Here is a 25,903-nt window from a genome sequence, read left to right on the forward strand (position 1 = left end):
AGTGACATTTCCTCATTCAATAAACTCGCGACAAGGATGCCTCGCAATGAGCGACAACGGTTTCAAGATCGTGTTCGACGGCGCTCTGCTGCCAGACGTTGACGCCACCACCGCTAAACAGAAGCTGGCCGAGCTATACAAAAGCGAAGTCGCTGCGGTCGAACGGCTGTTCACTGGCAAGACGGTTACACTCAAGAAAGACCTGTCGCACGCCGACGCACAAACCTATCTTCAGGCGCTGAAGAAAACTGGTATCGATGCTCGCATCGAAAGCGAGCCGTCCATAGAACTGAACCTGGCCGATGCTCACGAACACCGGCCCGTCAGCAGCCCATCCGAATTCGCCGACCCGGCATCCCCTTACGCCCCGCCCCGGGCTACCGTCGGTGAAGCCCTGCCAGAATACGCCATACTCAAGCCATTCAGCGTCGAAGGCCGCATCGGTCGTTTGCGCTATTTGGCGTGGACGATGGTCCTGACGCTGGTCATGCTGGCGGTCGGCTCCGTAGCGGCGATTTTCGCAGTCGCCATCATCAGTGCCGATTCGACCGCAGGCCTTATTCTCGGCGGCCTGGCAGCGTTCATCCTGTGCATCGCAGCCGCGGTCGTCAGCATCCAGATCAGTGTTCAGCGTCTGCATGACATCGGCTGGTCCGGCTGGCTCTGGCTGCTGAACCTGGTCCCGTTCGTGGGCAGCTTCTTTCCGTTCGTGATCATGGTCGCGCCGGGCACCAACATCGCCAATCGCTACGGCGCACCGCCTCCGCCCAACACCACGGCGGTCAAAGTGCTGTCTTCGTTGTGGGTGGTGTTAATCGCCATCGTCTTGGTTGGCGCACTGGCCGGAGGCCTTACGGCGATCCAGCAAGAGTATGAAACTGCTGCCGAAACCAGCTATGACAGCAGCTCGGTGATTACTGAAGAAGTTGAAGTCGAGCCGGCCGCAGAGGCTGAGCAGGCACCCGATTCTGCAGACGATGAAGCCGAAGAAGCCCCGGCCCCTGTAGACTCTGCGAAAGAATGAACAGCGCTCCCCGCCCGTGACACACGCGTCGCCGGCGCGGGGCTGTTGCGATGGAGAACTGCATGACCCGTTACGCTCTGATCACTGGCGCTTCCAGTGGCATCGGCCTGGCGATGGCCGAAGCACTGGCCCGCCGCGGCCGCAGCCTGATTCTGGTGGCCCGACAACGTGATCAGCTGGAAAGTATTGCCATTGAACTGACCCAACGCTTTGGCGTGGAAGTATTGTTCCGCGCCTGTGACCTGGGCGAACCGTTACGGCTGTCCGGGTTCCTGCTGGAACTGGAAGAAGGTGACCGGCAAATCGATCTGCTGATCAACTGCGCCGGCATCGGCACCTGCGGGCCATTCCTGGCCCAGGACTGGATGACCGAGCAGGACCTGATCGAAGTGAACATCCTGGCACTTACCCGCTTGTGCCATGCCATCGGCAACAGCATGGCTTTGCAGGGGGGCGGGCAGATTCTGAATGTCGCCTCAACGGCCGCTTTCCAACCCGGCCCGTGGATGAGCACGTACTACGCCAGCAAAGCCTATGTGCTGCATTTTTCCGAAGGGTTGCGCGTCGAACTGAAGAAATGTGCGGTCAAGGTCTCGGTGCTGTGCCCCGGCCCGACCCGTACCGGGTTCTTCCGTACCGCTCAACTGGACACCGGCAAGCTGGCCGACAGCAACATGCTCATGAGTCCCGAAGAGGTTGCGTTGTATACCGTGCGCGCCCTTGAGAAAAATCGCGCAATCATTATTCCGGGCCGAGGGAACCGCTGGCGCGCCTTCCTGCCGCGGCTCGGCTCGCGCTGGCTCAACCGGACAATCGCTGGCATGGTCAACAAGGCCTACTGCCCGCGCTGACCAGGCCTCAAGGTAAAAGGCTGGGCTCGTGGATAACCCATGAGTACACTCAGGCCAGTCAAAACAACGGAGAAAACAGCTGTGGATACTCTGTTCACCAAGATCATCAACCGGGAAATCCCGGCGAAGATCATCTACGAGGACGACCAGGTACTGGCCTTCCACGACATCGCCCCACAGGCACCGGTGCATTTTCTGGTCATTCCGAAAAAAGCGGTGCGCACCCTCAACGACCTCACCGAGGACGACAAGGCTTTGGCCGGGCATATTCTGTTCACCGCCCAGCGCCTGGCCCTGGAACTGGGCTGCGAAGAAGGTTTCCGCGTGGTCATGAACTGCAATGAATTGGGTGGGCAGACGGTCTATCACATTCATATGCATGTGCTGGGTCAGCGCCAGATGCACTGGCCGCCGGGCTGATGCACCGCTCTTCCCTGTAGGAGCGAGCGATGCGGCGGCCCGACTTGCCCGCGAAAGGATCTGACAGTCACATTAATGTCATCAGATAAACCGCATTCGCGGGCAAGTCGGGTCGCCGCATCGCTCGCGCCTACAGATCACGGCGACATCCACATGACCCAGCGCAAACCTTCCCCGACCGATTGGGTTAAACTGGCCGCCGAGATTCTTCCCGGAGGTCAACATGACTACCCAGCGTCACTACTCGCCGATTGACCGTCTTCTGCTTCAAGCCGATGCCGCGATGCGCACGTTGCTGCCTTTCAGTGGCCAGCCATACCGTCCGTCGCCGGCCATTGTGCAGCCGGATGCGCAAATGAGTGACGAAGATACCCGCCATGTTGCCGGTTTGATGCGCATCAACCATACCGGCGAAGTCTGCGCCCAGGCGCTGTATCAGGGTCAGGCCCTGACCGCCAAGCTGCCGCACGTGCGGGCCGCCATGGAACATGCTGCCGAAGAAGAAATCGATCACCTGGTCTGGTGCGAGCAACGCATCCAGCAACTGGGCAGCCACACCAGCATTCTCAACCCGCTGTTCTACGGCATGTCGTTCGGAATTGGCGCAGTGGCCGGATTGATCAGCGACAAGGTCAGTCTGGGGTTTGTTGCCGCCACCGAGCATCAGGTGTGCAAACACTTGAACGAGCACCTTGAGCAATTGCCGGCGGAGGACGAGAAGTCCCGGGCGATTCTTGAGCAGATGCGGATTGATGAAGAACATCATGCCGAAAGTGCGCTGGATGCCGGTGGGTTTCGTTTTCCGGCGCCGGTGAAGTTCGGAATGAGTTTGCTGGCCAAGGTAATGACCAAGAGTACTTATCGGATCTGACGGATACGCTGCCGGAAAGGACGCCATCGCGAGCAAGGGCGCGTTGTTCCAGCCATAAAAAAGGCGACTGCCGTGAGGTAGTCGCCTTTTTTGTGTTCGAAAATCTTAGTTCGGCACGTTGCGCGCGTAGAAGATTTCCAGCATTTCGTGTTTCACACGGTCAGTCACCTGCGCACGCTGCTCGGAGGACAGGTTGCTGGTGGCATCGCCGAACAGGTAGTCATCCAGTTCGAAGTTCTTCAGCAACATTTTGGTGTGGAACAGGTTTTCCTGGTACACGTTCACGTCGGTCATCTGATACGCGCCGCGGGTATCTTCGGACAGGTAGTTCTGGATCGAGTTGATCTCGTGGTCGATGAAGTGCTTTTTGCCTTCCACGTCACGGGTGAAGCCGCGCACACGATAATCCACGGTCACGATGTCCGAATCGAACTGGTGAATCAGGAAGTTGAGCGCTTTAAGCGGTGAAATGACGCCACAGGTCGACACGTCAATGTCCACACGGAATGTCGCAATGCCGTCGTCCGGATGGATCTCCGGGTAGGTGTGCACCGTGATGTGGCTCTTGTCGAGGTGGGCCAGGATAATTTCGGGCAACGGGCCCGGCGATTCTTCGATCTGGCTGTCGGTCGGGGTTACCGGCTCTTCAGAGATCAGAATCGTGACGCTGGCGCCCTGGGGTTCGTAGTCCTGACTGGCAATGTTCAGGATGTTGGCACCAATGATATCGACAACTTCCGTGAGGATCTGCGTCAGGCGTTTCGCGTTGTACTCTTTATTGATGTACTCGACGTAAGCCTGTTGGTCTTGCGGGGTTTCCGCGTAGCAGATGTCATAGATGTTGAAGCTCAAGGTCTTTGTCAGGTTATTGAACCCGTGGAGCTTGAGTTTGCTTTTCACCGTTAAAAACTCTCTATGTATTGCGGCCCGGGCCGCGTGATCAAGCATGCCCGTCAGATGCGAACAACGCAGCTGCGTAGGACGGTTAACACCTCTTCGCGATGGCGATTTTGGTTGTCTGTTCGGGTTCGCAGCCTGTCGATGACGGGCCACTACCCTGAAAAAAGTGGCGCATTATGCAGACGTCAGCTTGGGATCGCCAGAGTCTGCACTGCTTTTATGATAGTTGAATGTCGATTCAACCGAGTTCGATGATTTCGTAGTCGTGGGTAATGGCCACGCCAGCCGCGCCCAGCATGATCGAAGCCGAGCAATACTTCTCCGCGGACAGTTCGATTGCGCGTTTGACCTGGGCTTCTTTCAACCCACGGCCCTTGACCACGAAGTGCATGTGGATCTTGGTGAAGACTTTCGGATCCTCGGTCGCGCGCTCGGCTTCGAGGAAAGCTTCACAGCTTTCGACGGCCTGACGGGACTTTTTAAGGATGCTGACCACGTCGAAATTGCTGCAACCGCCGACACCCAGCAGGAGCATTTCCATCGGCCGGACACCCAGGTTGCGACCGCCTGCATCGGGCGGACCGTCCATGACCACGACGTGACCACTGCCGGATTCACCGAGGAACATGGCTTCGCCAGCCCATTGGATGCGTGCCTTCATCGCCAGACTCCACTGCTTAAAAAAGGGTCGCCAGCTTAGCACAGGGCCCCGGATTGACAGCGCCCTGCATTTGTAGGGCATAACCTTCCAGAGCGTAGGAAATTTTCGAATATTGCAGGAAGTGTCTGTTAAGCTGGCGCCAATTCGCTGGCGCATGGCCAGCCTTTGCCGCAACCCTCAGCGACTCATAAAAAAACCAAACACACCGTGAAGCCATTTTCGGGATACAACCATGGTTGCTATTGCCCCAACCCCAAAAATCAAAAACCTCGACAAGCTGTTGATGCATTGCCAGCGCCGTCGTTATGCGGCCAAGAGCAACATCATTTGTGCCGGTGATCGCTCGGAAACGCTGTTCTTCATCATCAAGGGCTCGGTGACGATCCTGATCGAGGATGATGACGGCCGTGAAATGATCATTGCCTACCTGAACTCCGGGGACTTTTTCGGTGAGTTGGGTCTGTTTGAACAAGCGGGACTCGAGCAGGAGCGTAGCGCTTGGGTACGCGCGAAGATCGAGTGCGAAGTGGCGGAAATCAGCTACGCAAAATTCCGCGAACTGTCCCAGCAGGATCCAGACATTCTTTACGTGCTCAGCGGACAAATCGCACAGCGTCTGCGCAATACCACGCGCAAGGTCGGCGACCTGGCCTTCTTCGACGTAACCGGTCGCGTCGCCCGCTGCCTGCTGGAACTGTGTAAACAGCCGGATGCCATGACCCACCCGGACGGCATGCAGATCAAAGTGACCCGCCAGGAGATCGGGCGGATTGTCGGTTGTTCACGGGAGATGGTCGGTCGCGTGCTCAAGGATCTGGAAGAACGCAACCTGGTGGACGTCAAAGGCAAGACCATGGTGGTCTTCGGTACGCGCTAAGCTCGAAAACTCAAGCCCCGAGCATGTCCGCCAGCACCTGGCGATAAAGCGTGTCGAGCCGCTCCAACACATCGGGCGCGGCAAATTTCTCATGCAGGGCAATGTGGCTTTCGGCGCGCACTCGCTGCTCAAGGCCGCAGGCTTCATTGAAGCGATTGACTGCGGCGACCATCGATTCACGTTCGTTATCCAGCAACAACGCACCGTGCACCAACCCGACCGGACGCGTGCCGCCCTTGCTCTGGCGCCAGCGCTGAGCGGTGCCGACCATCTTGCGGCCGTCGAGATTGACGTTAAAACGGCCATCGCAGAATGCGCCGTCGACTTCGCCCAATGACGAAACGCCGCCCATCTCATCCAGTAACTGACAGATCGGGTCGCAGAGTCGGCGGTAAGCGGTTTCGATCCGGTTTTGATCGCCTTCGCTACGCGGGGGTGCGTAGACAAGGGCGATATTGATGGTGGATGCCGATTGCGGCACCGGCTCACCGCCGGTCTCACGCAACAGCACCGGCCAACCGGCGGCGGCTGAGACTTCGCAGGCAGCTTCGAAGCCGGGTAGACGATTCAGGCGTCGGGGCATGACCAAAGCCCGGTCACTGGGTTGCCAGAACATCAAGCCGAAGTCTGAATCGCCGGTGCACACATGGGCCAGCAGATCCTGTTCGGCGAGCAAGCCGGCTTCGACGGTCAGATTGGTCGGCTGGGTCATGGACTACTCCACCAGGCATAAAGTGTTTGGGGAATTTGAGGGCCTCTTCGCGAGCAAGCCCGCTCCCACATTAGTCAGCGTCCATCCAGACAACGCCGATTAAATGTGGGAGCGGGCTTGCTCGCGAAGGGGGCACCGCGGTTTTACTGCCTGCACTCAGTCGAGGGTCGAACCACTGACCGGGCCGCCACGCTCAGGAAAGAACAAACGCTGCAACTCGGTGCCCGGGCTTTCCGCGCGCATGAATGCCTCGCCCACCAGGAACGCATACACGTCGCTGATTTCCATCAGTTCCACATCCGCCCGGTTGAGAATGCCGCTTTCAGTAATCACCAGGCGATCACGCGGGATACGTGGCAGCAGGTCGAGCGTGGTTTCCAGGCTGACGTCGAAGGTGTGCAGGTTTCGGTTGTTCACGCCGACCAGCGGCGTGTCGAGGGTTTTCAAGGCCCGCTCCAGCTCGTCGCCATCGTGAACTTCCACCAGCACATCAAGACCGACGCTTTTGGCCACGGCCGCCAGCTCGGCCATTTTCACGTCGTCCAGCGCGGAGACAATCAACAGCACGCAGTCAGCGCCCAAGGCCCGGGCTTCGACGATCTGGTACGGGTCGATCATGAAATCCTTGCGGATCACCGGCAGGTTGCACGCCGCCCGCGCCTGTTGCAGATAAGCATCGGCGCCCTGGAAGTAATCGATATCGGTCAGCACCGACAAGCACGTCGCGCCGCCCTTCTCGTAGCTTTTGGCGATGTCAGCGGGAACGAAGTGCTCGCGGATCACGCCTTTGCTCGGCGAAGCTTTCTTGATTTCAGCAATGACGGCCGGCTGTTTCAACTTGGCCTGAGCAATCAATGCCTTGGCAAAACCACGGGGTGCATCGGCCGCCTTGGCCAGACTTTCCAGCTCCGCCAGACTCACACGGGCGCTGCGCTCGGCAACTTCCTGGACTTTGCGGGCCAGAATGTTTTCCAGAACCGTCGGTACACTCATCCCTCATTCTCCACTTTGAATACCGCGGTAAATGCACCCAACTCCTCAAGTTTTTCCCGAGCGAGGCCGGTGTGCAGCGCATCGTGCGCCAGGGCAACGCCTTCTTTCAAACTGGTCGCCAGGTCGGCGGCGTACAGCGCCGCACCGGCATTGAGCACGATCATCTCGGCGGCTTTCTGGCCGAATTCGGTCTTGCGCTTGCCCAGGGCATCACGAATCAGCTCGAGGGACGCCGCCGGACTTTCCACTGCCAAGCCGTGCAGGCTCTGGCTCTTCATGCCCAAGTCTTCTGGCTCGACCCAATATTCGGTGATCTGGTCATTCTTCAGTTCTGCCACGTAAGTCGGCGCCGCCAGACTGAATTCGTCCAGGCCATCCTTCGAGTGCACCACCAGCACGTGCTTGCTACCCAAGCGCTGCAAGACTTCGGCCAATGGCCGGCACAACGCCTGACTGAACACGCCCACCACCTGATGTTTCACGCCGGCCGGATTCGTAAGCGGGCCGAGCATGTTGAACAGGGTACGCAGACCAAGATCCTTGCGCGGGCCAGCAGCGTACTTCATGGCACGGTGATGGGTCTGGGCAAACATGAAACCGATGCCGACGTTGTCGATGCAGCGCGCCACCTGCACTGGGGTCAGGTTCAGGTAGATACCGGCCGCTTCCAGCAAGTCCGCGCTGCCGCTTTTGCCCGATACCGCACGGTTACCGTGTTTGGCCACGGTGCAACCGGCTGCTGCCACCACGAAGGAGGAAGCCGTCGAGACGTTGAAGATGTTCGCACCATCACCGCCGGTGCCGACCACATCGACTACACCGTCGAGGGTCTTGAGTTCGACCTTGTCCGCCAGCTCGCGCATGACCGACACCGCACCGACGATCTCATCAATGCTTTCGCTCTTCATGCGCATGGCCATCATGAACGCGCCGATCTGCGCATCCGTGCATTGCCCGGTCATGATTTCGCGCATCACATCGCGCATCTCATCGGTGCTGAGGTCGAGGTGGTCGACGATACGGCTCAGGGCTGTCTTGATATTCATGAAAAGTCCTTAGCGCGTGCCGCCGGTTTGTTTGAGGAAATTTGCGAACAGCTCGTGGCCCTGCTCGGTGAGGATAGACTCGGGATGGAACTGTACACCCTCGATGTTCAATGTCTTGTGGCGCAGGCCCATGATCTCGTCGACCGAGCCGTCTTCGAGCTGGGTCCAGGCGGTCAGTTCCAGGCAATCCGGCAGGGTTTCGCGCTTGACGATCAGCGAGTGATAGCGCGTCACCGTGAGCGGACGATTCAGGCCTTCGAATACGCCCTTGTCCTCGTGGAATACCGGGCTAGTCTTACCGTGCATCACTTGCCGGGCGCGGACCACATCACCGCCAAAAGCCTGGCCGATGGACTGGTGGCCGAGGCAGACGCCTAGAATTGGCAGTTTGCCGGCGAAATGCTTGATCACATCAAGCGAGATGCCGGCTTCGGTCGGAGTGCAAGGACCGGGGGACACGACGATGCGCTCAGGGTTGAGGGCTTCGATGTCGGCAATGGTGAGTTCATCGTTGCGCACGACTTTAACCTGGGAGCCGAGCTCACCGAGGTATTGCACAACGTTGTAAGTAAAAGAGTCGTAGTTATCGATCATCAGCAACATGGCGGTTGTAACCTCTTGAATCCACTGACTTTTAATACAGCCTTCGAATGATTACCCGCAGCGCCCTGCGCTTTGTCAGTCGCCAGGTGCGCCAGCAAAGCGGTATGTCATACGGGTAAAGAAGGCAAAGCGGTACAGGTCCGGCGGGGCCGGCAAAAGAATTCAGGCGCGCCAACGCCAGCGGGCGTGTGCCTTGATGACTTGATCCAGAAGTTTGCTGATGATCAACACGGGGAAGGTCTCATTCATACGTCTCGGCACAGTAACTTAGCTGGGCAGAGCGTGCAATATGGCCGGGGCTACTGCTCGCGAAACAATCGAAGGGTTCGCGACCGATGGCAAAAGGCCGGAAGTTTTTGGTACTGTCGTTTCGTTCACTACAACAATAAATAAACGGACTTGCTCATGATCAAACAGACGTTGTTTGTACCGCTCGCAGGATGCTTGCTCGCCGCGGCCTGCGCCCAGGCGATCGCCGCGCCTAATCCTTACTCCAATTTCGTCGTCTTCGGCGACAGTCTCAACGATGCCGGGACCTTTGCCGACACAGGCGGGCCAGCTGGCTCGACTGAGCGCTTTACCAACCGGACGGGGCCGGTTTACCTGGATGGCAACGGTGAAGTCCGCTCGCTCAACTCCACGCAGATCCTGGGGGGAAAACTGGGGTTCTCAGCGGATCAGACAGCCTCATCGTCCTCAGCTGTACGCGCCAGCAATGGCCAGCCCGATGGCAACAACTGGGCCGTCGGCGGTTATCGTACCGACCAGATTCTCGATTCGATCACCAGCACCTCCGCCACGGGCGATCGCACCCGGGCAGGCTACCTGCCGTCGAACAACTTCCGCGCCGACCCGAATGCGCTGTATTACCTGTCGGGCGGTGGCAACGATTTCCTGCAAGGTCGCGTGACCAGTCTGCCCCAGGCCAGCGCCGCCGCCGATCGCCTGGTCAGCAGCGTGCAAACCCTGCAACAGGCCGGTGCCCGCTACATCATGGTCTGGTTGCTGCCGGACATCGGCTTTACCCCGGCCTTCAACGGCACTCCGTTGCAAGCGTTCACGTCTCAGCTCAGTGCTCAGTTCAACACCGAACTGGTGAGCCAACTGCAAAATGTCAATGCCAACGTCATCCCGCTGAACATTCCGGTGCTGCTCAAAGAGACGTTTGCCAACCCGGCGCAGTTCGGCCTGGCCACCGACCAGAACCTGAGCGCCACATGCTTCAGCGGCGACAGTTGCACCGAAAACGCCCGTTACGGCATCAACAGCGCTACGCCGGACCCGACCAAGCTGATCTACAACGACTCGGTGCACCCGACCGAAGCCGGACAGCGTCTTATTGCCGATTACGCTTACTCGCTGCTGGCCGCGCCATGGGAAGCAACCCTGTTGCCACAAATGGCCCAAGGTACTTTGCGTTCCCATCAGGATGAGTTGCGCAACCAATGGCTGGCCGATTGGGAAAACTGGCAAGGCGTGGGTCAATGGCGGGCGATTGTTGCCGGTGGCGGCCAGCATCAGGACTTCGACAGCCAGCGCAGTGGCGCCAGTGCTGACGGCAATGGCGCCAACCTGAACATCGGCGGCAGCTACCGGCTCAACGATGCATGGCGCGTAGGTCTGGCGGCGGGCTTCTACAACCAGAAGCTCGAAGCCGGCGACAACGACTCGGACTACAAGCTGAACACGTACATGGGTACGGCGTTCGCCCAGTACCAGCAGAATCGCTGGTGGGGTGACGCGGCAGTGACCGCCGGGCATCTGGATTACGACAGCCTCAAACGCAAATTCCAGCTGGGGGTCAATGAACGCGGGGAGAAAGGCGACACCGACGGTTACCTGGTGGCTTTCAGCGGTCGTGTGGGGTACGACATCGCGCCGTTGGCGAGCAGCCCGTGGCATCTGTCGCCATTCGTGAGCGCTGATTTCGCCAAAGTAGAAGTCGACGGTTACTCGGAAAACGGCGCCGACTCCACCGCGCTGACATTCGACGACCAATCGCGCATTTCCCGACGTCTTGGCATTGGCTTCCAGGGCAAGTACCAGATCACTTCGCAGACCCAGGTGTTCGGCGAACTGGCTCACGAGCGTGAGTACAACGACGATACCCAGGATGTGACCATGAACCTCAACAGCCTGCCGAACAACCGCTACACCCTGGCCGGCTACACCCCGCAGACCAACCTGAACCGTTTGAACCTGGGCGTGAGCCACAACCTCACCAAGGATCTGGCTTTACGGGCGAGTTATGACATTCGCAAGGATGATGACTTTACCCAGCAGGGCATTAACGTAGGCGTTGCGCTGGACTTCTAAACATCGGGCAAAAAAAAACGCGGCGCCCTCACAGGCGCCGCGTTTTTTTATGCTGAACACTTATTGTGGCGAGCGAGCTTGCTCGCGCTCGGCTGCGAAGCAGTCGTCGATTGGGCCTGCTTCGCAGGCCAGCGGGAGCAAGCTCCCTCGCCACAAAGGCCCGCTCCCACAGTTTTTCGTGTGAACTCAAGCGTCCGGGGTTTGTTCGGCCAGGGCCACGGCGCGGAACATCGCACGGCGCTTGTTCAGGGTTTCTTCCCACTCCAGCGCTGGCACAGAGTCGGCGACGATGCCGCCACCGGCCTGCACGTGCAGCTCGCCGTCCTTGATCACCGCGGTGCGGATCGCAATGGCGGTGTCCATGTTGCCGTTCCAGGCAAAGTAGCCTACCGCCCCGCCATAGACGCCCCGCTTGACCGGCTCCAGTTCGTCGATGATTTCCATCGCACGAATCTTCGGCGCGCCCGACAACGTGCCCGCCGGCAGAATCGCCCGCAGCGCGTCCATCGCCGTCAGCCCGGCCTTCAATTGGCCGGTAACGTTGGAGACGATGTGCATCACGTTGGAATAACGCTCGATGACCATCTTCTCGGTCAGTTTCACCGAACCGATTTCCGAGACCCGGCCCGTGTCGTTGCGACCGAGGTCGATCAACATCAAGTGCTCGGCGATTTCCTTGTCGTCCGACAGCAGGTCTTTTTCCAGCGCCAGGTCGGCCTCTTCGTTGGCCCCGCGTGGGCGAGTGCCGGCAATCGGGCGCACGGTGATCAGGTTGTCCTCGACCCGCACCAGCACTTCCGGCGAACTGCCGACGACGTGGAAGTCGCCGAAGTTGAAGAAGTACATATAAGGCGTCGGGTTGAAGCAACGCAGCGCCCGGTACAGATCAATCGGCGCCGCCTTGAAGTCGATCGACATGCGCTGGGACGGCACGACTTGCATGCAGTCACCGGCCAGGATGTACTCCTTGATGGTATCGACGGCTTTTTCGTAATCGCCCTGGGTGAAGCTCGAACGGAACACCGGATCAGCCGACTGTTGCTTGCTGAAATCCAAGCCACGGCGCGGAGTAATCGGTTGGCGAAGTTTTTCCAGCAATTCTTCCAGGCGCGCCTGGCCTTGCTCGAAGGCGTCGGCCTGCGCAGGGTCGGCCAGAACGATTGCGTGCATCTTGCCGGCGAGGTTGTCGAACACCACCACCGCGTCGGAAACCATCAGCAGAATGTCTGGCACGCCCAGCGGATCCGGGTTCGGGCACTTGCCCAGACGCTTCTCCACATAGCGCACGCAGTCATAACCGAAGTAACCCACCAGACCGCCATTGAAGCGCGGCAGGCCCGGGATGGTCGGTACGTTGTAGCGGGCTTTGAATTCTTCGACGAAGGCCAGCGGATCTTCCGCCTCATGGCTTTCGATCTCGACGCCGTCGTGGGTCACGCTCACATGGTGGTCGTGAACCCGCAGCACGGTGCGGCACGGCAAGCCGATGATCGAATAACGACCCCACTTCTCCCCGCCCTGCACCGACTCCAGCAGGTAGGAGTTGGGCTCGTCGGCCAGTTTCAGGTAGATCGACAGCGGCGTGTCGAAGTCGGCCAGGGTTTCACAGGCCATCGGGATACGGTTGTAGCCGGCAGCGGCCAAACGCAGGAATTCTTCGCGGATCATGGGGTAGCCTCGTGGCTTGAGGGTCTAACAGTCAGGTATGCAAACGCGCCGGCAGGCCGGCCAGGAACAAGTCAGGCGCGCCAACGCCAGCGGGCCAGGGCCTTGATGACTTTCATCCAGAGTTTGCGAGTGACCACCACGATGGGATTTCCAGCAGGGGATTGAACAGCGTCGGGCAACGTTATCTCAGCGGCTGGATCCAGGCAACCGGGAATTAGCTTGCGCAGATCGTCGATCACCAGCGCCGGCGACTCTTCCGAAATCGGCCGGCCATGGTTGTAGCCGTAGCTGAGGGCCACGCACTTGACCCCTGCCGCTTTCGCCGCCAGCACATCACTGCGTGAGTCGCCGACAAACAGCGATTGCGAGGCCGGGATGTTGGCCATTTTCATCACAAAAAACAGCGCGGCCGGGTCGGGCTTCTGCTGCGGCAGGGTGTCGCCGCCGATGATCCATTTGAAGTAACGGCCGATTTTCATCTGATCCAGCAGCGGCGCGACAAAGCGCTCCGGCTTGTTGGTGATCAACGCCATCGCCACGCCCTGTTTGTGCAGCCATTTCAAGGTGTCACGCACGCCGGGATAGACCACGGTCAGATCATGGCTCTCGCTGTAAGCCTCCATGAAAATCTCCAGCGCGCCTTCGGCTTCGCCATCGTCGACCGTCGAATGGTCAATGCCACCGGCCAGCGCACGGCGGACCAGCACCGGCGCGCCATTGCCGACCCATTCACGCACCGACTCGAGGCCGGCGGGCTCACGCCCGAGTTTGAGCAGCATGTTGTCCACAGCCAGGGCGAGGTCGGGGACCGAATCGATCAGCGTGCCATCCAGATCGAACATCACCAGCCGCGGCAGACGCCCCGGGAACAGCTGCTCAAAGCCACTCATGGACGGGCCAACGCCAGTTCGGAACGCATCTTTTCAATCACCTCTTGGTAGTTAGGTGCATTGAAAATCGCCGAGCCGGCGACGAAGGTGTCAGCGCCAGCAGCGGCGATTTCACGAATGTTGTTCACGTTGACGCCGCCGTCGATTTCCAGGCGGATGTCACGGCCGGAGGCATCGATCAGCGCACGCGCTTCACGCAGCTTGTCGAGTGTACCGGGGATGAACTTCTGCCCACCGAAACCCGGGTTGACGCTCATCAGCAGAATCATGTCGACCTTGTCCATCACGTACTTGAGTACGTCCAGCGGCGTTGCCGGGTTGAACACCAGGCCGGACTTGCAGCCGCCCTCGCGGATCAGTTGCAAGGAACGGTCGACGTGCTGCGTGGCTTCCGGGTGGAAGGTGATGTAGGTCGCACCGGCCTCGATGAAGTCACCGACGATGCGGTCCACCGGGCTGACCATCAGGTGAGCGTCTATCGGCGCGGTCACGCCGTACTTGCGCAGCGCGGCGCAGACCATCGGGCCGATGGTCAGGTTCGGCACGTAGTGGTTGTCCATGACATCGAAGTGCACGAAGTCGGCGCCGGCGGCCAGGACGTTGTCCACTTCTTCACCCAGGCGGGCGAAGTCGGCGGAGAGAATCGACGGAGCAATGACGAAGGGCTGCATGACGCACCTTTTTTGAGCAGAATCACGATGGCGCGCATTGTATACCTCATGCTTTGACGCGCGCGACGTGGCCGCGATGATCAGTACGCCGCTCGGTAGATCTTCTCGATATCGACGGCGCTCAATTTGCGTGGATTGTTGCGCATCAGGCGCTCGATCCCCGCGGCTTCCACGGCCATGGCCGGGATCGCATCCTCGGGAACACCGAAACTGCGCAGCCCTGGCGGAATCTCTACCGCCGCGCACAATGCGGTCATCGCCTCCACGGCTTTGTCTGCCGCTTCATTGGCGCTCAGGTGGGCAGTCTTCACCCCCATGGCCTCGGCAATATCCTGCATGCGCTCGACGCAGGCCATTTTGTTCCAGGTCATGACATACGGCAGCAGCAAGGCGTTGCTGACGCCATGAGCAATGTTGAAACGCCCGCCCAGCGGATACGCCAGCGCATGCACCGCGCCGACCCCGGCATTACCGAAGGCCATGCCGGCCATCAGGCTGGCGGTGGCCATGTCTTCGCGGGCTTGCAGGTGGGACGGATTGGCGTAGGCCTTGGGCAGCGCTTTGGCGATCAGCTTGATGGCGCCAATGGCCAGGGCGTCGGTGATCGGAGAGGCGTTGACCGACAGGTAGGATTCGATGGCATGCACCAGCGCATCGACACCACTGGCGGCGGTGACACTGCGCGGACAGGTCAGGGTCATTTGTGGGCTGACCAGCGCCACGTCCGGCAATAGATAGTCGCTGACAATGCCCTTCTTCAGCTGCGCGACCTTGTCGGAGAGGATCGCCACATTGGTCACCTCCGAACCGGTGCCGGCCGTGGTCGGGATGGCGATCAGCGGCGGGCCTTTGCGCGGCACCTGGTCGACGCCGAACAAATCCTCCAGCGCACCGTGGTAACCGGCGTAGGCCGCGACGCTTTTGGCGATGTCGATGGCACTGCCGCCGCCGAGGCCGATCAGACCGTCATGCCCGCCCTCGCGGTAAACCCGCATACAGTCTTCGACGATGGCGATTTCCGGGTCTGGCAGCACACGGTCGAAGATCTCGTAGGTCCGATCACCCAACTGCGCCAGCGCCAGCTCGACCGTGCCGGACTTGACCAGCGCCGCGTCGGTGACGATCAACGGGTTGTCGACATCCAGGCGGGTGAGTTCGGCGGCCAGCTGCTCGATGGCACCTGCGCCGGTGATCAGTTTGTGAGCAATTTTGAAAGAGGAAAGACTCATCGTGCGCAGCCTCTTATGAATAGGGGAGCTGGGCACAATAGTAGCTGGGGATTGGGGTTTGTCTGCTATTCAGCCTATGAATGACCCAATATGGGAACAATACAAATCTAATGTAGGAGCGAAGCTTGCTCGCGAAGGGGGTATGTCAGCCAACATCGATGCTGAGTTTTATGGCCTCTTCGCGAGCAAGCTTCGCTCCTACAAAATCAAAAGCCAGTCAGACCTGGGCGGTGCGCAGTTTTTCGCTGCGGCCGCGCAGCCATTCCAGGGTCAGCAACAGGATCACCGAGAAGGCAATCAGCAAGGTCGCCGCCGCAGCAATCGTAGGACTGAGGTTTTCGCGGATACCGCTGAACATCTGCCGAGGCAAGGTCGCTTGTTCGGGACCGGCGAGGAACAGCGTCACCACCACTTCATCGAACGACGTCGCGAAGGCAAACAGCGCACCCGAGATCACACCCGGCGCAATCAGCGGCAACGTCACCCGGCGGAACGCCGTCAGGGGCGAAGCCCCCAGACTGGCAGCGGCGCGCACCAGGTTATGGTTGAACCCCTGCAAGGTCGCCGACACGGTAATGATCACAAACGGCACGCCCAACACCGCATGCACCACGATCAGCGAGAAGAAGCTATTGCCCAGGCCCAGCGGAGCAAAGAACAAGTAGCTCGCCACACCGATGATCACCACCGGCACCACCATCGGCGAAATCACCAGCGCCATGACCAGCGCCTTGCCCGGGAAATCCCCCCGAGTCAGGCCGATTGCCGCCAGCGTCCCGAAGATCATCGCCAGCACCGTCGCCGCCGGAGCGACGATGATGCTGTTCTTCAATGCCCGCATCCATTCCGCCGAGGCGAAGAAGTCCTGGTACCAGTGCAGCGAGAAGCCTTGCAGCGGATAGACCAGGAAACTGCCCGAATTGAACGACAGCGGAATGATCACCAGCACCGGCAGAATCAGAAACAACAGAATCAAGCCGCAGAGAATCCGCAAGCTGTAGAACCACACCCGCTCAATGGGCGACATATAAGGACTCAGCATTTCATTCTCCCCTTAGCTCAGGCGCAGGCGACTGGCGCCCACCAGCCAGCTGTAAATCAGATAAAGCACCACGGTCGCCAACAGCAGCAGCCCACCGAGTGCAGTCGCCATGCCCCAGTTGATGCTGGTGTTGGTGTAGAAGGCGACGAAGTAGCTGACCATCTGATCGTTCGGGCTGCCCAGCAAGGCCGGGGTGATGTAGTAGCCGATGGCGAGGATGAACACCAACAGGCAACCGGCGCCGACACCGGCATAGGTCTGCGGGAAGTACACCCGCCAGAAACTGGCGAACGGGTGGCAGCCGAGGGAAATCGCGGCGCGCATGTAGGTCGGCGAAATACCTTTCATCACGCTGTAGATCGGCAGAATCATGAATGGCAGCAGGATGTGCACCATCGAGATGTAGACGCCTGTGCGGTTGAACACCAGTTCCAGCGGTTTATCGATGATGCCCAGCGCCATCAGGCCGCTGTTGATCAGTCCGCCCGATTGCAGCAACACAATCCACGCGGCCACCCGCACCAGGATCGAGGTCCAGAACGGCAGCAACACCAGAATCATCAGCAGGTTGCTTTGGCGTGACGGCAGGTTCGCCAGCAAGTAAGCCAAGGGATACGCCAGCAACAGACAGATCGAGGTGATAACCAGGCCCATCCAGAACGTGCGGGCGAAGATGTCGAGGTAGATCGCCTGGTCGGGGGTGGCTGGGGCGATTTCGCCGAGGTCGTCGATGCGATGATCGACAGCCGCCAGCAAGTAGTACGGTGTGATATTGCTGGTGTTGCGGCGCACTGCCTGCCAATAGGCCGGATCGCCCCAGCGTTCGTCGAGGCCTTCCAGCGCTTCTTTATAAGAAGCCGGTTCAGTGGCGAACGGCAAGGCGCGGGCGGTTTTGGTCAGCAGGCTGCGGTAGCCGGCCAATTCCATGTTCAAGCGCTTGGACAGGTCGCCCAGGGTCTGATTCTTACGGGCTTCAGCGAGGTCTTCGCTGGCCGCTTTGTACACCGGTTCTGCGGGCAGACCGCGGCCGTCCCAACTGGCGATGGCCGCCACAGTGCGCGGCATGCCGCCGACCACTTCAGGGTTACCAACGCTTTTGTAGAGCAGCGCCACGATCGGCACCAGGAACACCAGCAACAGAAACAGCACCAGGGGCGCGATCAAGGCCTGGGCCTTCCAGCGGTTGATCCGCTCGGCGTGCTTGAGCCGCTGCTTCAAGGTGGGATCAGTGCCCGCGTTCAGGGGAATGGCGGTGGCCATGGCGTACTCCGGAAATCTTTGATCGTTACAAAGGAAGGCAAGCCACCTCTGTTCTTGATAACTACACATCCCCCCTGTAGGAGCGAGGCTTGCCCGCGAAGACGGCGTGTCAGTCAACATCGATGTTGAATGTACCGACGCCTTCGCGGGCAAGCCTCGCTCCTACAGGAGAGGATAAGCCCACGGGGTGGTCTTATTTCGCAGCCCAGGAGTTGAAGCGCTGTTCCAGTTGCTCGCCGTTGTCAGCCCAGAAGCTGACGTCGATCTGCACCTGGTTGGCGATGTTTTCCGGGGTGGTCGGCATGTCTTTCAGGACATCCTTGGCCAACAACGGTACGGCTTGAATGTTGGCTGGGCCGTAAGCGATGTTTTCCGAGTAGGTCTTCTGCTGCTGCGGCGCCACCGAGAACGCGATGAATTTCTTCGCCGCTTCAGCGCGTGCTTTATCCAGACCTTTTGGAATGGCCCATGCGTCGAAGTCGTAGATACCGCCGTTCCACACGACTTTCAGATTGCTTTCTTTCTGCACGGCGGCGATCCGGCCGTTGTAGGCCGAGCTCATGACCACGTCACCGGACGCGAGGTATTGCGGCGGCTGTGCGCCGGCTTCCCACCACTGAATGCTTGGCTTGAGCTCATCAAGTTTCTTGAATGCGCGATCCTGACCGTCTTTGCCGGCCAGCACTTTGTAGACGTCTTTCGGCGCAACGCCGTCGGCCATCAGTGCGAATTCCAGGGTGTATTTGGCGCCTTTACGCAGGCCGCGCTTGCCCGGGAATTTCTTGGTGTCCCAGAAATCCACCCAACTGGTCGGTGCGGAAGCCAGCTTGTCGGCGTTGTAGGCCAACACGGTCGACCACACGAAGAAACCTACGCCGCAAGGCTGAATCGCGCCCTTGACGTAATCTTCGGATTTGCCGAACAGCGCAGGATCAAGTTGCTCGAACATGTCTTCGTCGCAACCGCGAGACAGTTCTGGCGACTCAACTTCCACCAGGTCCCAGGACACGCTCTTGGTGTCGACCATGGCTTTGACCTTGGCCATCTCACCGTTGTATTCGCCCGCCACGATCTTGCCGTTGCCTGCCGCTTCCCACGGTGCGTAGAAGGCTTTGACCTGCGCTGCCTTGTTCGCCCCGCCAAAGGACACCACGGTCAAATCCGGGCCCGCCGCCATCGCGTGTGCCGCACCGATCATGCCCATGACCAAAGCGGTGAATTTCAGGGATCTCAACATTTATTGTTCTCTCCACGTGCAGGGTTGGTGTTGTTGAAGCAGGGGGGCGATCAATGCGCCTCTAGAAGCGGGTCGAGCGCGCGAACGTGTTCGACCTGCCAGCCAAGCGGTACCACATCCCCAACAGCGAGCGCGGGATCGAGCTCGGCAATCGGTTGTTTAACGAAGAAGTCGGTCTTGCCGCAGACTTCCAGGCGAACCCGGACGTGGTCGCCCAGATAGATGAACTCCGCCACCCGCCCTGAGAAGCGGTTGACGCAGGACTCGCTGGAGCCATTGAGGCTCACGCGCTCAGGCCGAATCGACAGCGTGACGGGTTCGCCGGTCTTGCCGACGTTGACCGCCAGCGCTTCAACCTTTTCACCGCGACCGAGTTCGACGATGCAACGGTCGCCGGTCTGACTGTGCAAGCGGCCGTTGAGGCGGTTGTTCTCGCCGATGAAATTGGCCACGAAGGTGTTTTTTGGCTCTTCATAGAGGGTGCGCGGCGCGGCGATCTGCTGGATCTCGCCCTGATGGAACACCGCCACGCGGTCGGACATGGTCAGGGCTTCACCCTGGTCATGAGTCACGTAGACCACGGTCACGCCGAGGCGCTGGTGCAGGTGTTTGATTTCCATCTGCATGTGTTCGCGCAGTTGTTTGTCCAGTGCGCCGAGGGGTTCGTCCATCAGCACCAGTTGCGGTTCGAACACCAAGGCGCGGGCCAGGGCCACACGCTGTTGCTGACCGCCGGACAGTTGTGCCGGATAGCGTTGAGCGAAGGCGTCGAGCTGGACCATGCTCAGGACTTTTTTGACCTTGTCGCTGACGTCGCTCTTGTTCAAACCGCGCACGGTCAGCGGGAACGCCAGGTTCTCGGCGACCGTCATGTGCGGGAACAACGCGTAGTTCTGGAACACCATGCCGATGTCGCGCTTGTGCGGCGGCACGTTGTTGATGGAGCGCCCGGCCAGTAGGATTTCGCCTGCGGTCGGGGTTTCGAAACCGGCGAGCATCATCAGGCTGGTGGTCTTGCCGGAGCCGGACGGCCCGAGCAAGGTGAGGAACTCGCCTTTGCGAATCTCCAGGTTGAGGTCTTTGACGATCAGGTTCTCGCCGTCGTAGCTTTTTTGCACTCCACGAAAGCTGACCAGAATGTCATTGGCCCCTGCACTTGAATCGACCTGGCTCATACCCACACCTTTTTTGTTGATGACTGCTGTGGACTAAGCCTAGTGGACGGTGGGGAGCGCGCAAATCGGGGTGCAGGAGAGAATCGCCTCAGCGGGATGGAAGGTTGGGGGTAGGGATTGCCCTACAAGGATGACGGGGATGGATAGGGGCAATGGCGAGGTTCAAGCTGCGACCCGCGAAACCGGGCAAAAGCGATGTTGGAGGAATGTCGCAAATGGATATGACGACGAGATTCCTGTGGGAGCGGGCTTGCTCGCGAAAGCGGTGCGTCAGGCAATATTGATGTCGACTGACACGGCCCCTTCGCGAGCAAGCCCGCTCCCACATTGGGACTGCGGTGGGCCTTAGAGGAGTTTGTGTTCCATGGCGTACTTCACCAGTTCCGCCAGGGAGGTGATGTTGAGTTTCTGCATCAGCCGCGCCTTGTGGGTGCTGATGGTTTTGCTGCTCAGGGCCAGTTGCTGGGCGATGTCGTTGACGTTGGCGCCCTGGGCCAGGCGTTCGAACACCGAGAATTCACGCTCCGAGAGCAATGAGTGCAGCGGCCGCGAATCGGTCAGGCCGACTTCGAAGACCATGCGGTCCGCCAGGTCCGGGTCGATGTAACGACCGCCCGCCGCGACTTTGCGGATCGCCGTCAGCAGCAGCGCCGGATCGCTGTCCTTGGTCGCGTAACCCGCCGCGCCGACCTTCAACGCCCGGGCGGCCATTTGTGCCTCGTCGTGCATCGACAGCACCAGGATGGCCGGCGGATTGTTCAGCGCACGAATCCGTGGGATCGCCTCCAGACCATTGACGCCCGGCATGGAGATGTCCAGCAACACCACTTCGCAGGGCACATGCCGCAAGGTTTCGAGCAACTGCTCACCATTGCTCGCCTCCCCCACCACCAGCAAGTCCTTGGCCAGGCCAATCAGTTGCTTGATGCCTTCACGGACGATGGTGTGGTCTTCGGCTACCAGTACACGGATCACGTTCTTCTCCAAGTTCAAGATCATTCGCGGGCAAGCCACGTTCCCACAGGGTTTGTGTTGTTCACATTGTCCCTGTGGGAGCGTGGCTTGCCCGCGAAGGCGTCACTACAGACAACAGGCAGGCTTCAGACTTCATCCACCGGCACACGGACAATCAACGTCGTACCCTCTCCCGGCTCACTCTCAAGCGACAACTGCCCGCCCATGATCAACACCCGCTCGCGCATGCCGACCACACCAAAGGAAGTCGCCCTGCCCGTGGCGGGAATAAATCCTACGCCATCATCGCTGACCGTCAGACACAACTCGTCGCCTTCCAGCGCCAACGTCAGTTCGACAGTATGCGCCTGGGCATGACGCATGACATTGGTCAGCGCTTCCTGAAGGATTCGGAACAGCCCTATGGCCTTGGCATCACTGAGCATCGGCAGGTTCTCCGGCACCTGCACCAGACACGGAATCTGCGTGCGCGCCTCGAAACGCCGGGCCTGCCATTCGATGGCGGACGCGATCCCGGCATCGAGAATCGGCGGTCGCAACGCGGTCGCCACATCGCGTACCAGTTGGAACAGCTGCGCAATCAGGCGTTTCATGCTGTTCAAGCGCTCATTCAGACCGGGGTCGAGCTGGGCGTAGGCCAATTCGCACATGGAGGTTTCCAGCTTGAGCACGGTCAACATCTGACCAAGCTCGTCGTGGACCTCCCGGGCGATGCGGGCCTTTTCCTCTTCCCGCACGCTCTCCAGGTGAGCGGACAGTTCACGCAGTTGCTCGCGGGAACTGGCCAGTTCAAGTTCGATGCGCTTGCTCTCGCTGATGTCCCAGACAATCCCGTCCCAGACATAGGCGCCGTCTTCGAGCCGGCGGGTGATGGCCTTGATCTCGGCCCAGCGCTGCTCGCCCGAACGAGTGAGGATCCGCCCCTGCCACGACCAGTCGCTGTCCGTATCCAGCGCATGGTCCTGAGTCTGGTGATAGCTGGCCTTGTCGTCCGGATGCACCAGACTGCGCAGGCCTTTGTCGCGATGGGCCAGGGTCGCCGGCGAATAACCCGACAGGCTCTCGCTGCCTTCACTGATGTAGGCAAAGTCGATCTGCCCTGTGACTGGCGCCCGTTCCAGGCGAAAGACCAATCCCGGAACGTTGGCGGCAATCCCCTGCAACCGCGCTTCACTTTCCTGCAACGCCGCCAAGGCGCGCCGACGTTCGGTGACGTCGTTGAGGTAGACCACCAGGTATTCACCACCGCGAAAGCGCAGAAAGCTCAACGAAACATCGGTCGGCAGGATGCTGCCATCCGCTCGAACACAGTTGGTTTCGAAACTTTGCGGCCCTTCTTCGCTGGCCCGGGCACGCTTCCACAGGTTCAGCCAACGGTCCATATGCAGGCCCGGCTCGAAGTCGATCAACGGCCTATCCATAATGCCGCCGGCCGGATACCCGAGCATGGTTTCGGCCGCGCGGTTGGCGTAGCGCACGTGGCTGTCCCAGTTGACCCAGAGGATGCCGACGGTGCTCTGATCGATGGAAAATTGCGTGAGGCGCAACGCCTCTTCGCTGGCCTCGCGCAGGGCAATGTCCTCGCGTGCTGCCAATAGACGCTGCTCCAGACTGTGTTGCTGGCGGCGCTGCCAGAACACGATGGCCATGCTGCTCAGCATCAATACCGCCATCAGCAGGCAGAGGTTTTGCCAGAATCCCCGGGATTCGGTCAGACGCGGGTACTTGGGTTGCAGCCATTGGTTGTGCAGTTGCTCCAGGTCCTTGGCCGGGATCGCCCGCAGCGCGCTTTCGACGATGCCGGCCAGTTCCGGTTGGTCCCGCCGCGTGGCCACTCGCAGCAATTGCGGCAAGCCGATGTCACCCACCACGACCAGCCCGGCGAACTCAGGTTCGACGGACAGCCGCCCCAATTGCGCTTCATCGACCACGGCATAACCGGCCTGCTGACTCAGCAACAATTGCAATGCCTGGCGCTCGATCGGTACGCCTTGCAGGTTCAGATGGGGATAGTTGCCGCGCAGATAGTCGGCCGTCGCACTGGGCATGCGCACAGCGACGCGGGTTTGGCTGTCGAGTTTTTCCAGCTCCACCGCGCCGGTACTTTTCTGGTCGCTGACCACCAGTTGCGGCACCCGCATGTAGGGGTCGGAGAATTGCCAGAACCGCAGGCCGGCGGGCGTTTGCGTCAGCCCGGGGGCGATGTCGATTTCACCCTCGCGCGCGGCGGCTTCCAGTTGCGCAAGGTCGGGGAAATTACGCCAGCTCAGCTCGACCTTGAGGGCTTTGGCCAGCCATTTCATCAACTCGACGTTAACCCCGGACAGGCGCTGCAAGCGGCGATCGTATTGCGCGTAAGGCGCCTGCAGCACCAGCCCCACGCGCAATTCGCCGTGCGCTGCCAGCCACTGTTGCTGCTGGAGCGACAAGGGCGCGACGTGCGTCGGTGGCGCGGAAGCCGCCCAACTCATCAAGGGAAACCACAAACAGCCGATAACCCACAGGCAGCGAAAACGCATCATTGAAGTCTCACACACTGACAAATACTGACCAACCCATTAGGCTGCCGGAATAACTTCTGGCCTGGAATATCCGATGCCCCCTGTCTACCGCCTGGCACTGCCAGCATTGTGCCTGTCGCTGATCCTGCCTTGCGCCTTTTCCGTCGAGGCGGCCGATCCGGCACCTGCCGCTGCGGAAAAACCCGCAGAAGAAAACCCGGTCGAACGCCAGCCACTGCTTGAGCGTAGTCAGGAAGAAGCGACAGCACTTGAGCGAAAAATCCCTGCGCAGGAACAGCAACAACTGCAAGCCGGCGCCGACACCTTTCTTGCGCTGTGGAAACCGGCCAACACCGCCGAGCCCAAAGGTGCGGTGATTATCATCCCTGGCGCAGGTGAAACCGTTGACTGGCCGCAAGCAATCAGCCCATTGCGCAACAAATTGCCCGACGCGAAGTGGAGCAGCCTGAGTATCACCTTGCCCGACCTGCAAAGTGATTCCATTGCGCCACGCGTCGTGGAAATGCCGCCAACGCTCAAGGCACCGGAAACCGGCAGCAAGGACTCGACCACGGCAGCCCCCATCGAGCAAGCCGCCGGGGGTGAAGCGGAAGTTGCCGATAAGGCCATCGCTGAAACCACCGAGGAACAATCAAAGGCCGACGCCGAACGCATCTTTGCTCGCATTGATGCGGCCATTGCCTATGCCGAACAGCAAAGCGCTCGCAGCATTGTGGTGTTGGGCCATGGCACCGGCGCTTACTGGGCCGCGCGTTACTTGAGCGAGAAGCAGCCGTCGCAAGTGGAGAAGTTTGTGATGGTCGCGGCACAGACACCTGCCGCGGCGAAACCCGAGCTGGTCGAACTGACGCCGACACTGAAGCTGCCGACGGCAGATATCTTCTACTTGGATAAGCCGCTGGATCGCAACGCAGCGCTGGCACGAATGCAGGCTAGCAAGCGATTGAAGTCTTCGGCGTTCAGTCAGGTGTCGCTCAAAGCGTTGCCCGGTAATGCCAAGGCAGAGCAAGAGCAACTGGTGCGCCGGGTGCGCGGGTGGTTGAATCCGCAGAAGGCGGCGGACTGATAGACCACGCCGCCCCATTCGCGGGCAAGCCTCGCTCCTACAGATTCTGTGTCGTATGACGCGGAATCTGTAGGAGCGAGGCTTGCCCGCGAAGACGGCCTCCCAGGCGACAAAAATCTTTCCTGCTAACGAAAATCCCGCCGCTCACGAATCAACGTGTAGGCCGTGTGCAGTTCGCGAGTCTTGTCAGTCGCCTCACGCACCTGCAACGCCGTCGCACCGCTGCCGGCAATCTTGTCCGGGTGATGGCGACTGAGCAGGCGTCGATAGGCACGCTTGATCTGCGCAGGCTCGCTGGTCGCCGATACCCCCAACAGCTGCAAGGCATCCTGATAAGTCAGGGTGCTGCTGACCTGCGGTCGCTTGTGCTGATCGTAGTCGGCCGCCAGCGCCAGTACTTGTTGCGGCGTCCAGCCCAGCCACTTGCCCCACTGGGCCAGCAGTTCGCGCTCATTGTTCCCCGCACGCCCATCGGCCCAGACCATCCGCCAACAGGCGCGCAACACGCCTTCGGCGGCATGAGGCTGAGCACTCAAGCGCCGCAGATACCCCCGCAACCGGTCACGGCCCGACTTGCCACGATTGAACGCGGCAATGGCACGACGCTGCGCCGACTCGGTCATTTCCAACGAACGCATTTCCTGACGGGCCTGCTGGATGTGGCCATCCACCACGCGTCCATCGCTCTTGGCCAACCGCCCCAGCAGCACGAATAACAGTTCATCGTTGCGCAGCATCGGACGACCGCCGAGCTTTTCACGCAAATGCCCCCAGCTCTGCAGGTGCAAGCGCCGATCCAGCGCCTGCCCCAACAAAGCACCGAGCATGGCCCCCGGAATGCTGGCTATGGCAAAGCCCGCTCCGGCTCCAATCAGAGTCCCTGGCCACAGCATC

24 protein-coding genes are annotated in these 25,903 nt (G+C 60.0%); 7 read left to right on the plus strand and 17 right to left on the minus strand.

Annotation, left to right across the window (positions count from 1 at the left end):
• The first annotated feature begins 46 nt into the window (after positions 1 to 46).
• The 4 genes from ACA051_RS26750 to coq7 all read left to right on the plus strand — a co-directional run bounded on the left by ACA051_RS26750 (position 47) and on the right by coq7 (position 3,166).
• Positions 47 to 1,024 carry a DUF805 domain-containing protein gene (locus tag ACA051_RS26750; protein WP_497305874.1) on the plus strand — a complete coding sequence of 326 codons (978 nt, stop codon included), beginning with the start codon at positions 47 to 49 and terminating at the stop codon, positions 1,022 to 1,024.
• A gap of 62 nt (positions 1,025 to 1,086) precedes the next feature.
• The gene (locus tag ACA051_RS26755; protein ID WP_497296317.1) at positions 1,087 to 1,875 is read left to right on the plus strand and encodes an SDR family NAD(P)-dependent oxidoreductase; all 789 of its coding nucleotides are present in this window, start codon (positions 1,087 to 1,089) and stop codon (positions 1,873 to 1,875) included.
• A gap of 81 nt (positions 1,876 to 1,956) precedes the next feature.
• Positions 1,957 to 2,295 carry a histidine triad nucleotide-binding protein gene (locus ACA051_RS26760; RefSeq protein WP_094470373.1) on the plus strand — a complete coding sequence of 113 codons (339 nt, stop codon included), beginning with the start codon at positions 1,957 to 1,959 and terminating at the stop codon, positions 2,293 to 2,295.
• 223 nt (positions 2,296 to 2,518) lie between these two features.
• Positions 2,519 to 3,166: a 2-polyprenyl-3-methyl-6-methoxy-1,4-benzoquinone monooxygenase gene (gene coq7, locus ACA051_RS26765; RefSeq protein WP_010467212.1), complete on the plus strand. Its 648-nt coding sequence runs from the start codon at positions 2,519 to 2,521 to the stop codon at positions 3,164 to 3,166.
• 105 nt (positions 3,167 to 3,271) lie between these two features.
• On the opposite strand, the gene speD is transcribed toward coq7, so the two are convergent.
• Positions 3,272 to 4,066, minus strand: a complete 795-nt coding sequence (gene speD, locus ACA051_RS26770) for an adenosylmethionine decarboxylase (RefSeq protein WP_094470371.1) — start codon at positions 4,064 to 4,066, stop codon at positions 3,272 to 3,274.
• Between the two features lie 238 nt (positions 4,067 to 4,304).
• Complete coding sequence (locus tag ACA051_RS26775) at positions 4,305 to 4,727, minus strand: OsmC family protein (RefSeq protein WP_007941657.1); 423 nt, start codon at positions 4,725 to 4,727, stop codon at positions 4,305 to 4,307.
• A gap of 232 nt (positions 4,728 to 4,959) precedes the next feature.
• Between ACA051_RS26775 and crp the strand changes: the two genes are divergently transcribed.
• Positions 4,960 to 5,604 (plus strand): cAMP-activated global transcriptional regulator CRP, encoded by a 645-nt coding sequence (gene crp, locus ACA051_RS26780; protein WP_008027103.1) that lies wholly within the window; start codon positions 4,960 to 4,962, stop codon positions 5,602 to 5,604.
• 10 nt (positions 5,605 to 5,614) lie between these two features.
• Here crp and ACA051_RS26785 read toward each other — a convergent pair whose 3' ends face one another.
• From ACA051_RS26785 to ACA051_RS26800, 4 genes are all read right to left on the minus strand, one after another.
• Positions 5,615 to 6,316 (minus strand): lipoate--protein ligase family protein, encoded by a 702-nt coding sequence (locus tag ACA051_RS26785; protein ID WP_497372517.1) that lies wholly within the window; start codon positions 6,314 to 6,316, stop codon positions 5,615 to 5,617.
• A gap of 156 nt (positions 6,317 to 6,472) precedes the next feature.
• On the minus strand, positions 6,473 to 7,309 hold the full coding sequence (gene trpC / locus ACA051_RS26790) for an indole-3-glycerol phosphate synthase TrpC (RefSeq protein WP_219096890.1): 837 nt from the start codon (positions 7,307 to 7,309) through the stop codon (positions 6,473 to 6,475).
• Positions 7,306 to 8,355 (minus strand): anthranilate phosphoribosyltransferase, encoded by a 1,050-nt coding sequence (gene trpD / locus ACA051_RS26795; protein WP_497305880.1) that lies wholly within the window; start codon positions 8,353 to 8,355, stop codon positions 7,306 to 7,308. The genes trpC and trpD overlap by 4 nt, the downstream gene beginning before the upstream one ends.
• Before the next feature lie 9 nt (positions 8,356 to 8,364).
• Positions 8,365 to 8,958, minus strand: a complete 594-nt coding sequence (locus tag ACA051_RS26800; RefSeq protein WP_219096892.1) for an aminodeoxychorismate/anthranilate synthase component II — start codon at positions 8,956 to 8,958, stop codon at positions 8,365 to 8,367.
• A gap of 405 nt (positions 8,959 to 9,363) precedes the next feature.
• Between ACA051_RS26800 and estP the strand changes: the two genes are divergently transcribed.
• Positions 9,364 to 11,274, plus strand: a complete 1,911-nt coding sequence (gene estP / locus ACA051_RS26805) for an esterase EstP (protein WP_497305882.1) — start codon at positions 9,364 to 9,366, stop codon at positions 11,272 to 11,274.
• Between the two features lie 186 nt (positions 11,275 to 11,460).
• On the opposite strand, the gene trpE is transcribed toward estP, so the two are convergent.
• From trpE to ACA051_RS26855, 10 genes are all read right to left on the minus strand, one after another.
• Complete coding sequence (gene trpE, locus ACA051_RS26810; RefSeq protein ID WP_497372520.1) at positions 11,461 to 12,942, minus strand: anthranilate synthase component I; 1,482 nt, start codon at positions 12,940 to 12,942, stop codon at positions 11,461 to 11,463.
• Between the two features lie 71 nt (positions 12,943 to 13,013).
• A complete protein-coding gene (locus ACA051_RS26815) occupies positions 13,014 to 13,832 on the minus strand; it encodes a phosphoglycolate phosphatase (protein WP_497372522.1) in 819 nt (272 codons plus the stop codon).
• Positions 13,829 to 14,503: a ribulose-phosphate 3-epimerase gene (gene rpe / locus ACA051_RS26820; protein WP_008035979.1), complete on the minus strand. Its 675-nt coding sequence runs from the start codon at positions 14,501 to 14,503 to the stop codon at positions 13,829 to 13,831. Before rpe ends, ACA051_RS26815 begins: the two co-directional genes overlap by 4 nt.
• A gap of 80 nt (positions 14,504 to 14,583) precedes the next feature.
• Positions 14,584 to 15,732, minus strand: coding sequence for an iron-containing alcohol dehydrogenase (locus ACA051_RS26825; protein ID WP_497372524.1), 1,149 nt, complete (start codon positions 15,730 to 15,732; stop codon positions 14,584 to 14,586).
• A 217-nt stretch (positions 15,733 to 15,949) separates the two neighbouring features.
• Positions 15,950 to 16,774: an ABC transporter permease gene (locus ACA051_RS26830; RefSeq protein ID WP_064119279.1), complete on the minus strand. Its 825-nt coding sequence runs from the start codon at positions 16,772 to 16,774 to the stop codon at positions 15,950 to 15,952.
• A 12-nt stretch (positions 16,775 to 16,786) separates the two neighbouring features.
• Positions 16,787 to 18,034 (minus strand): ABC transporter permease, encoded by a 1,248-nt coding sequence (locus ACA051_RS26835; RefSeq protein WP_497305890.1) that lies wholly within the window; start codon positions 18,032 to 18,034, stop codon positions 16,787 to 16,789.
• 193 nt (positions 18,035 to 18,227) lie between these two features.
• Positions 18,228 to 19,271, minus strand: coding sequence for an ABC transporter substrate-binding protein (locus ACA051_RS26840; protein WP_497296324.1), 1,044 nt, complete (start codon positions 19,269 to 19,271; stop codon positions 18,228 to 18,230).
• A gap of 50 nt (positions 19,272 to 19,321) precedes the next feature.
• A complete protein-coding gene (locus ACA051_RS26845; RefSeq protein ID WP_497372526.1) occupies positions 19,322 to 20,446 on the minus strand; it encodes an ABC transporter ATP-binding protein in 1,125 nt (374 codons plus the stop codon).
• Positions 20,447 to 20,791: 345 nt separating this feature from the next.
• Positions 20,792 to 21,445: a response regulator gene (locus ACA051_RS26850; protein ID WP_178082239.1), complete on the minus strand. Its 654-nt coding sequence runs from the start codon at positions 21,443 to 21,445 to the stop codon at positions 20,792 to 20,794.
• Positions 21,446 to 21,546: 101 nt separating this feature from the next.
• Complete coding sequence (locus ACA051_RS26855; protein WP_497372528.1) at positions 21,547 to 23,943, minus strand: PAS domain-containing sensor histidine kinase; 2,397 nt, start codon at positions 23,941 to 23,943, stop codon at positions 21,547 to 21,549.
• A 73-nt stretch (positions 23,944 to 24,016) separates the two neighbouring features.
• On the opposite strand from ACA051_RS26855, the gene ACA051_RS26860 reads away from it, so the two are divergent.
• A complete protein-coding gene (locus tag ACA051_RS26860) occupies positions 24,017 to 25,009 on the plus strand; it encodes an alpha/beta hydrolase family protein (RefSeq protein WP_497305897.1) in 993 nt (330 codons plus the stop codon).
• A gap of 125 nt (positions 25,010 to 25,134) precedes the next feature.
• Here ACA051_RS26860 and ACA051_RS26865 read toward each other — a convergent pair whose 3' ends face one another.
• Positions 25,135 to 25,902: a TerB family tellurite resistance protein gene (locus ACA051_RS26865; protein WP_497372530.1), complete on the minus strand. Its 768-nt coding sequence runs from the start codon at positions 25,900 to 25,902 to the stop codon at positions 25,135 to 25,137.
• Position 25,903: the final 1 nt, after the last annotated feature.

Source organism: Pseudomonas sp. LBUM1669 (assembly GCF_059695705.1).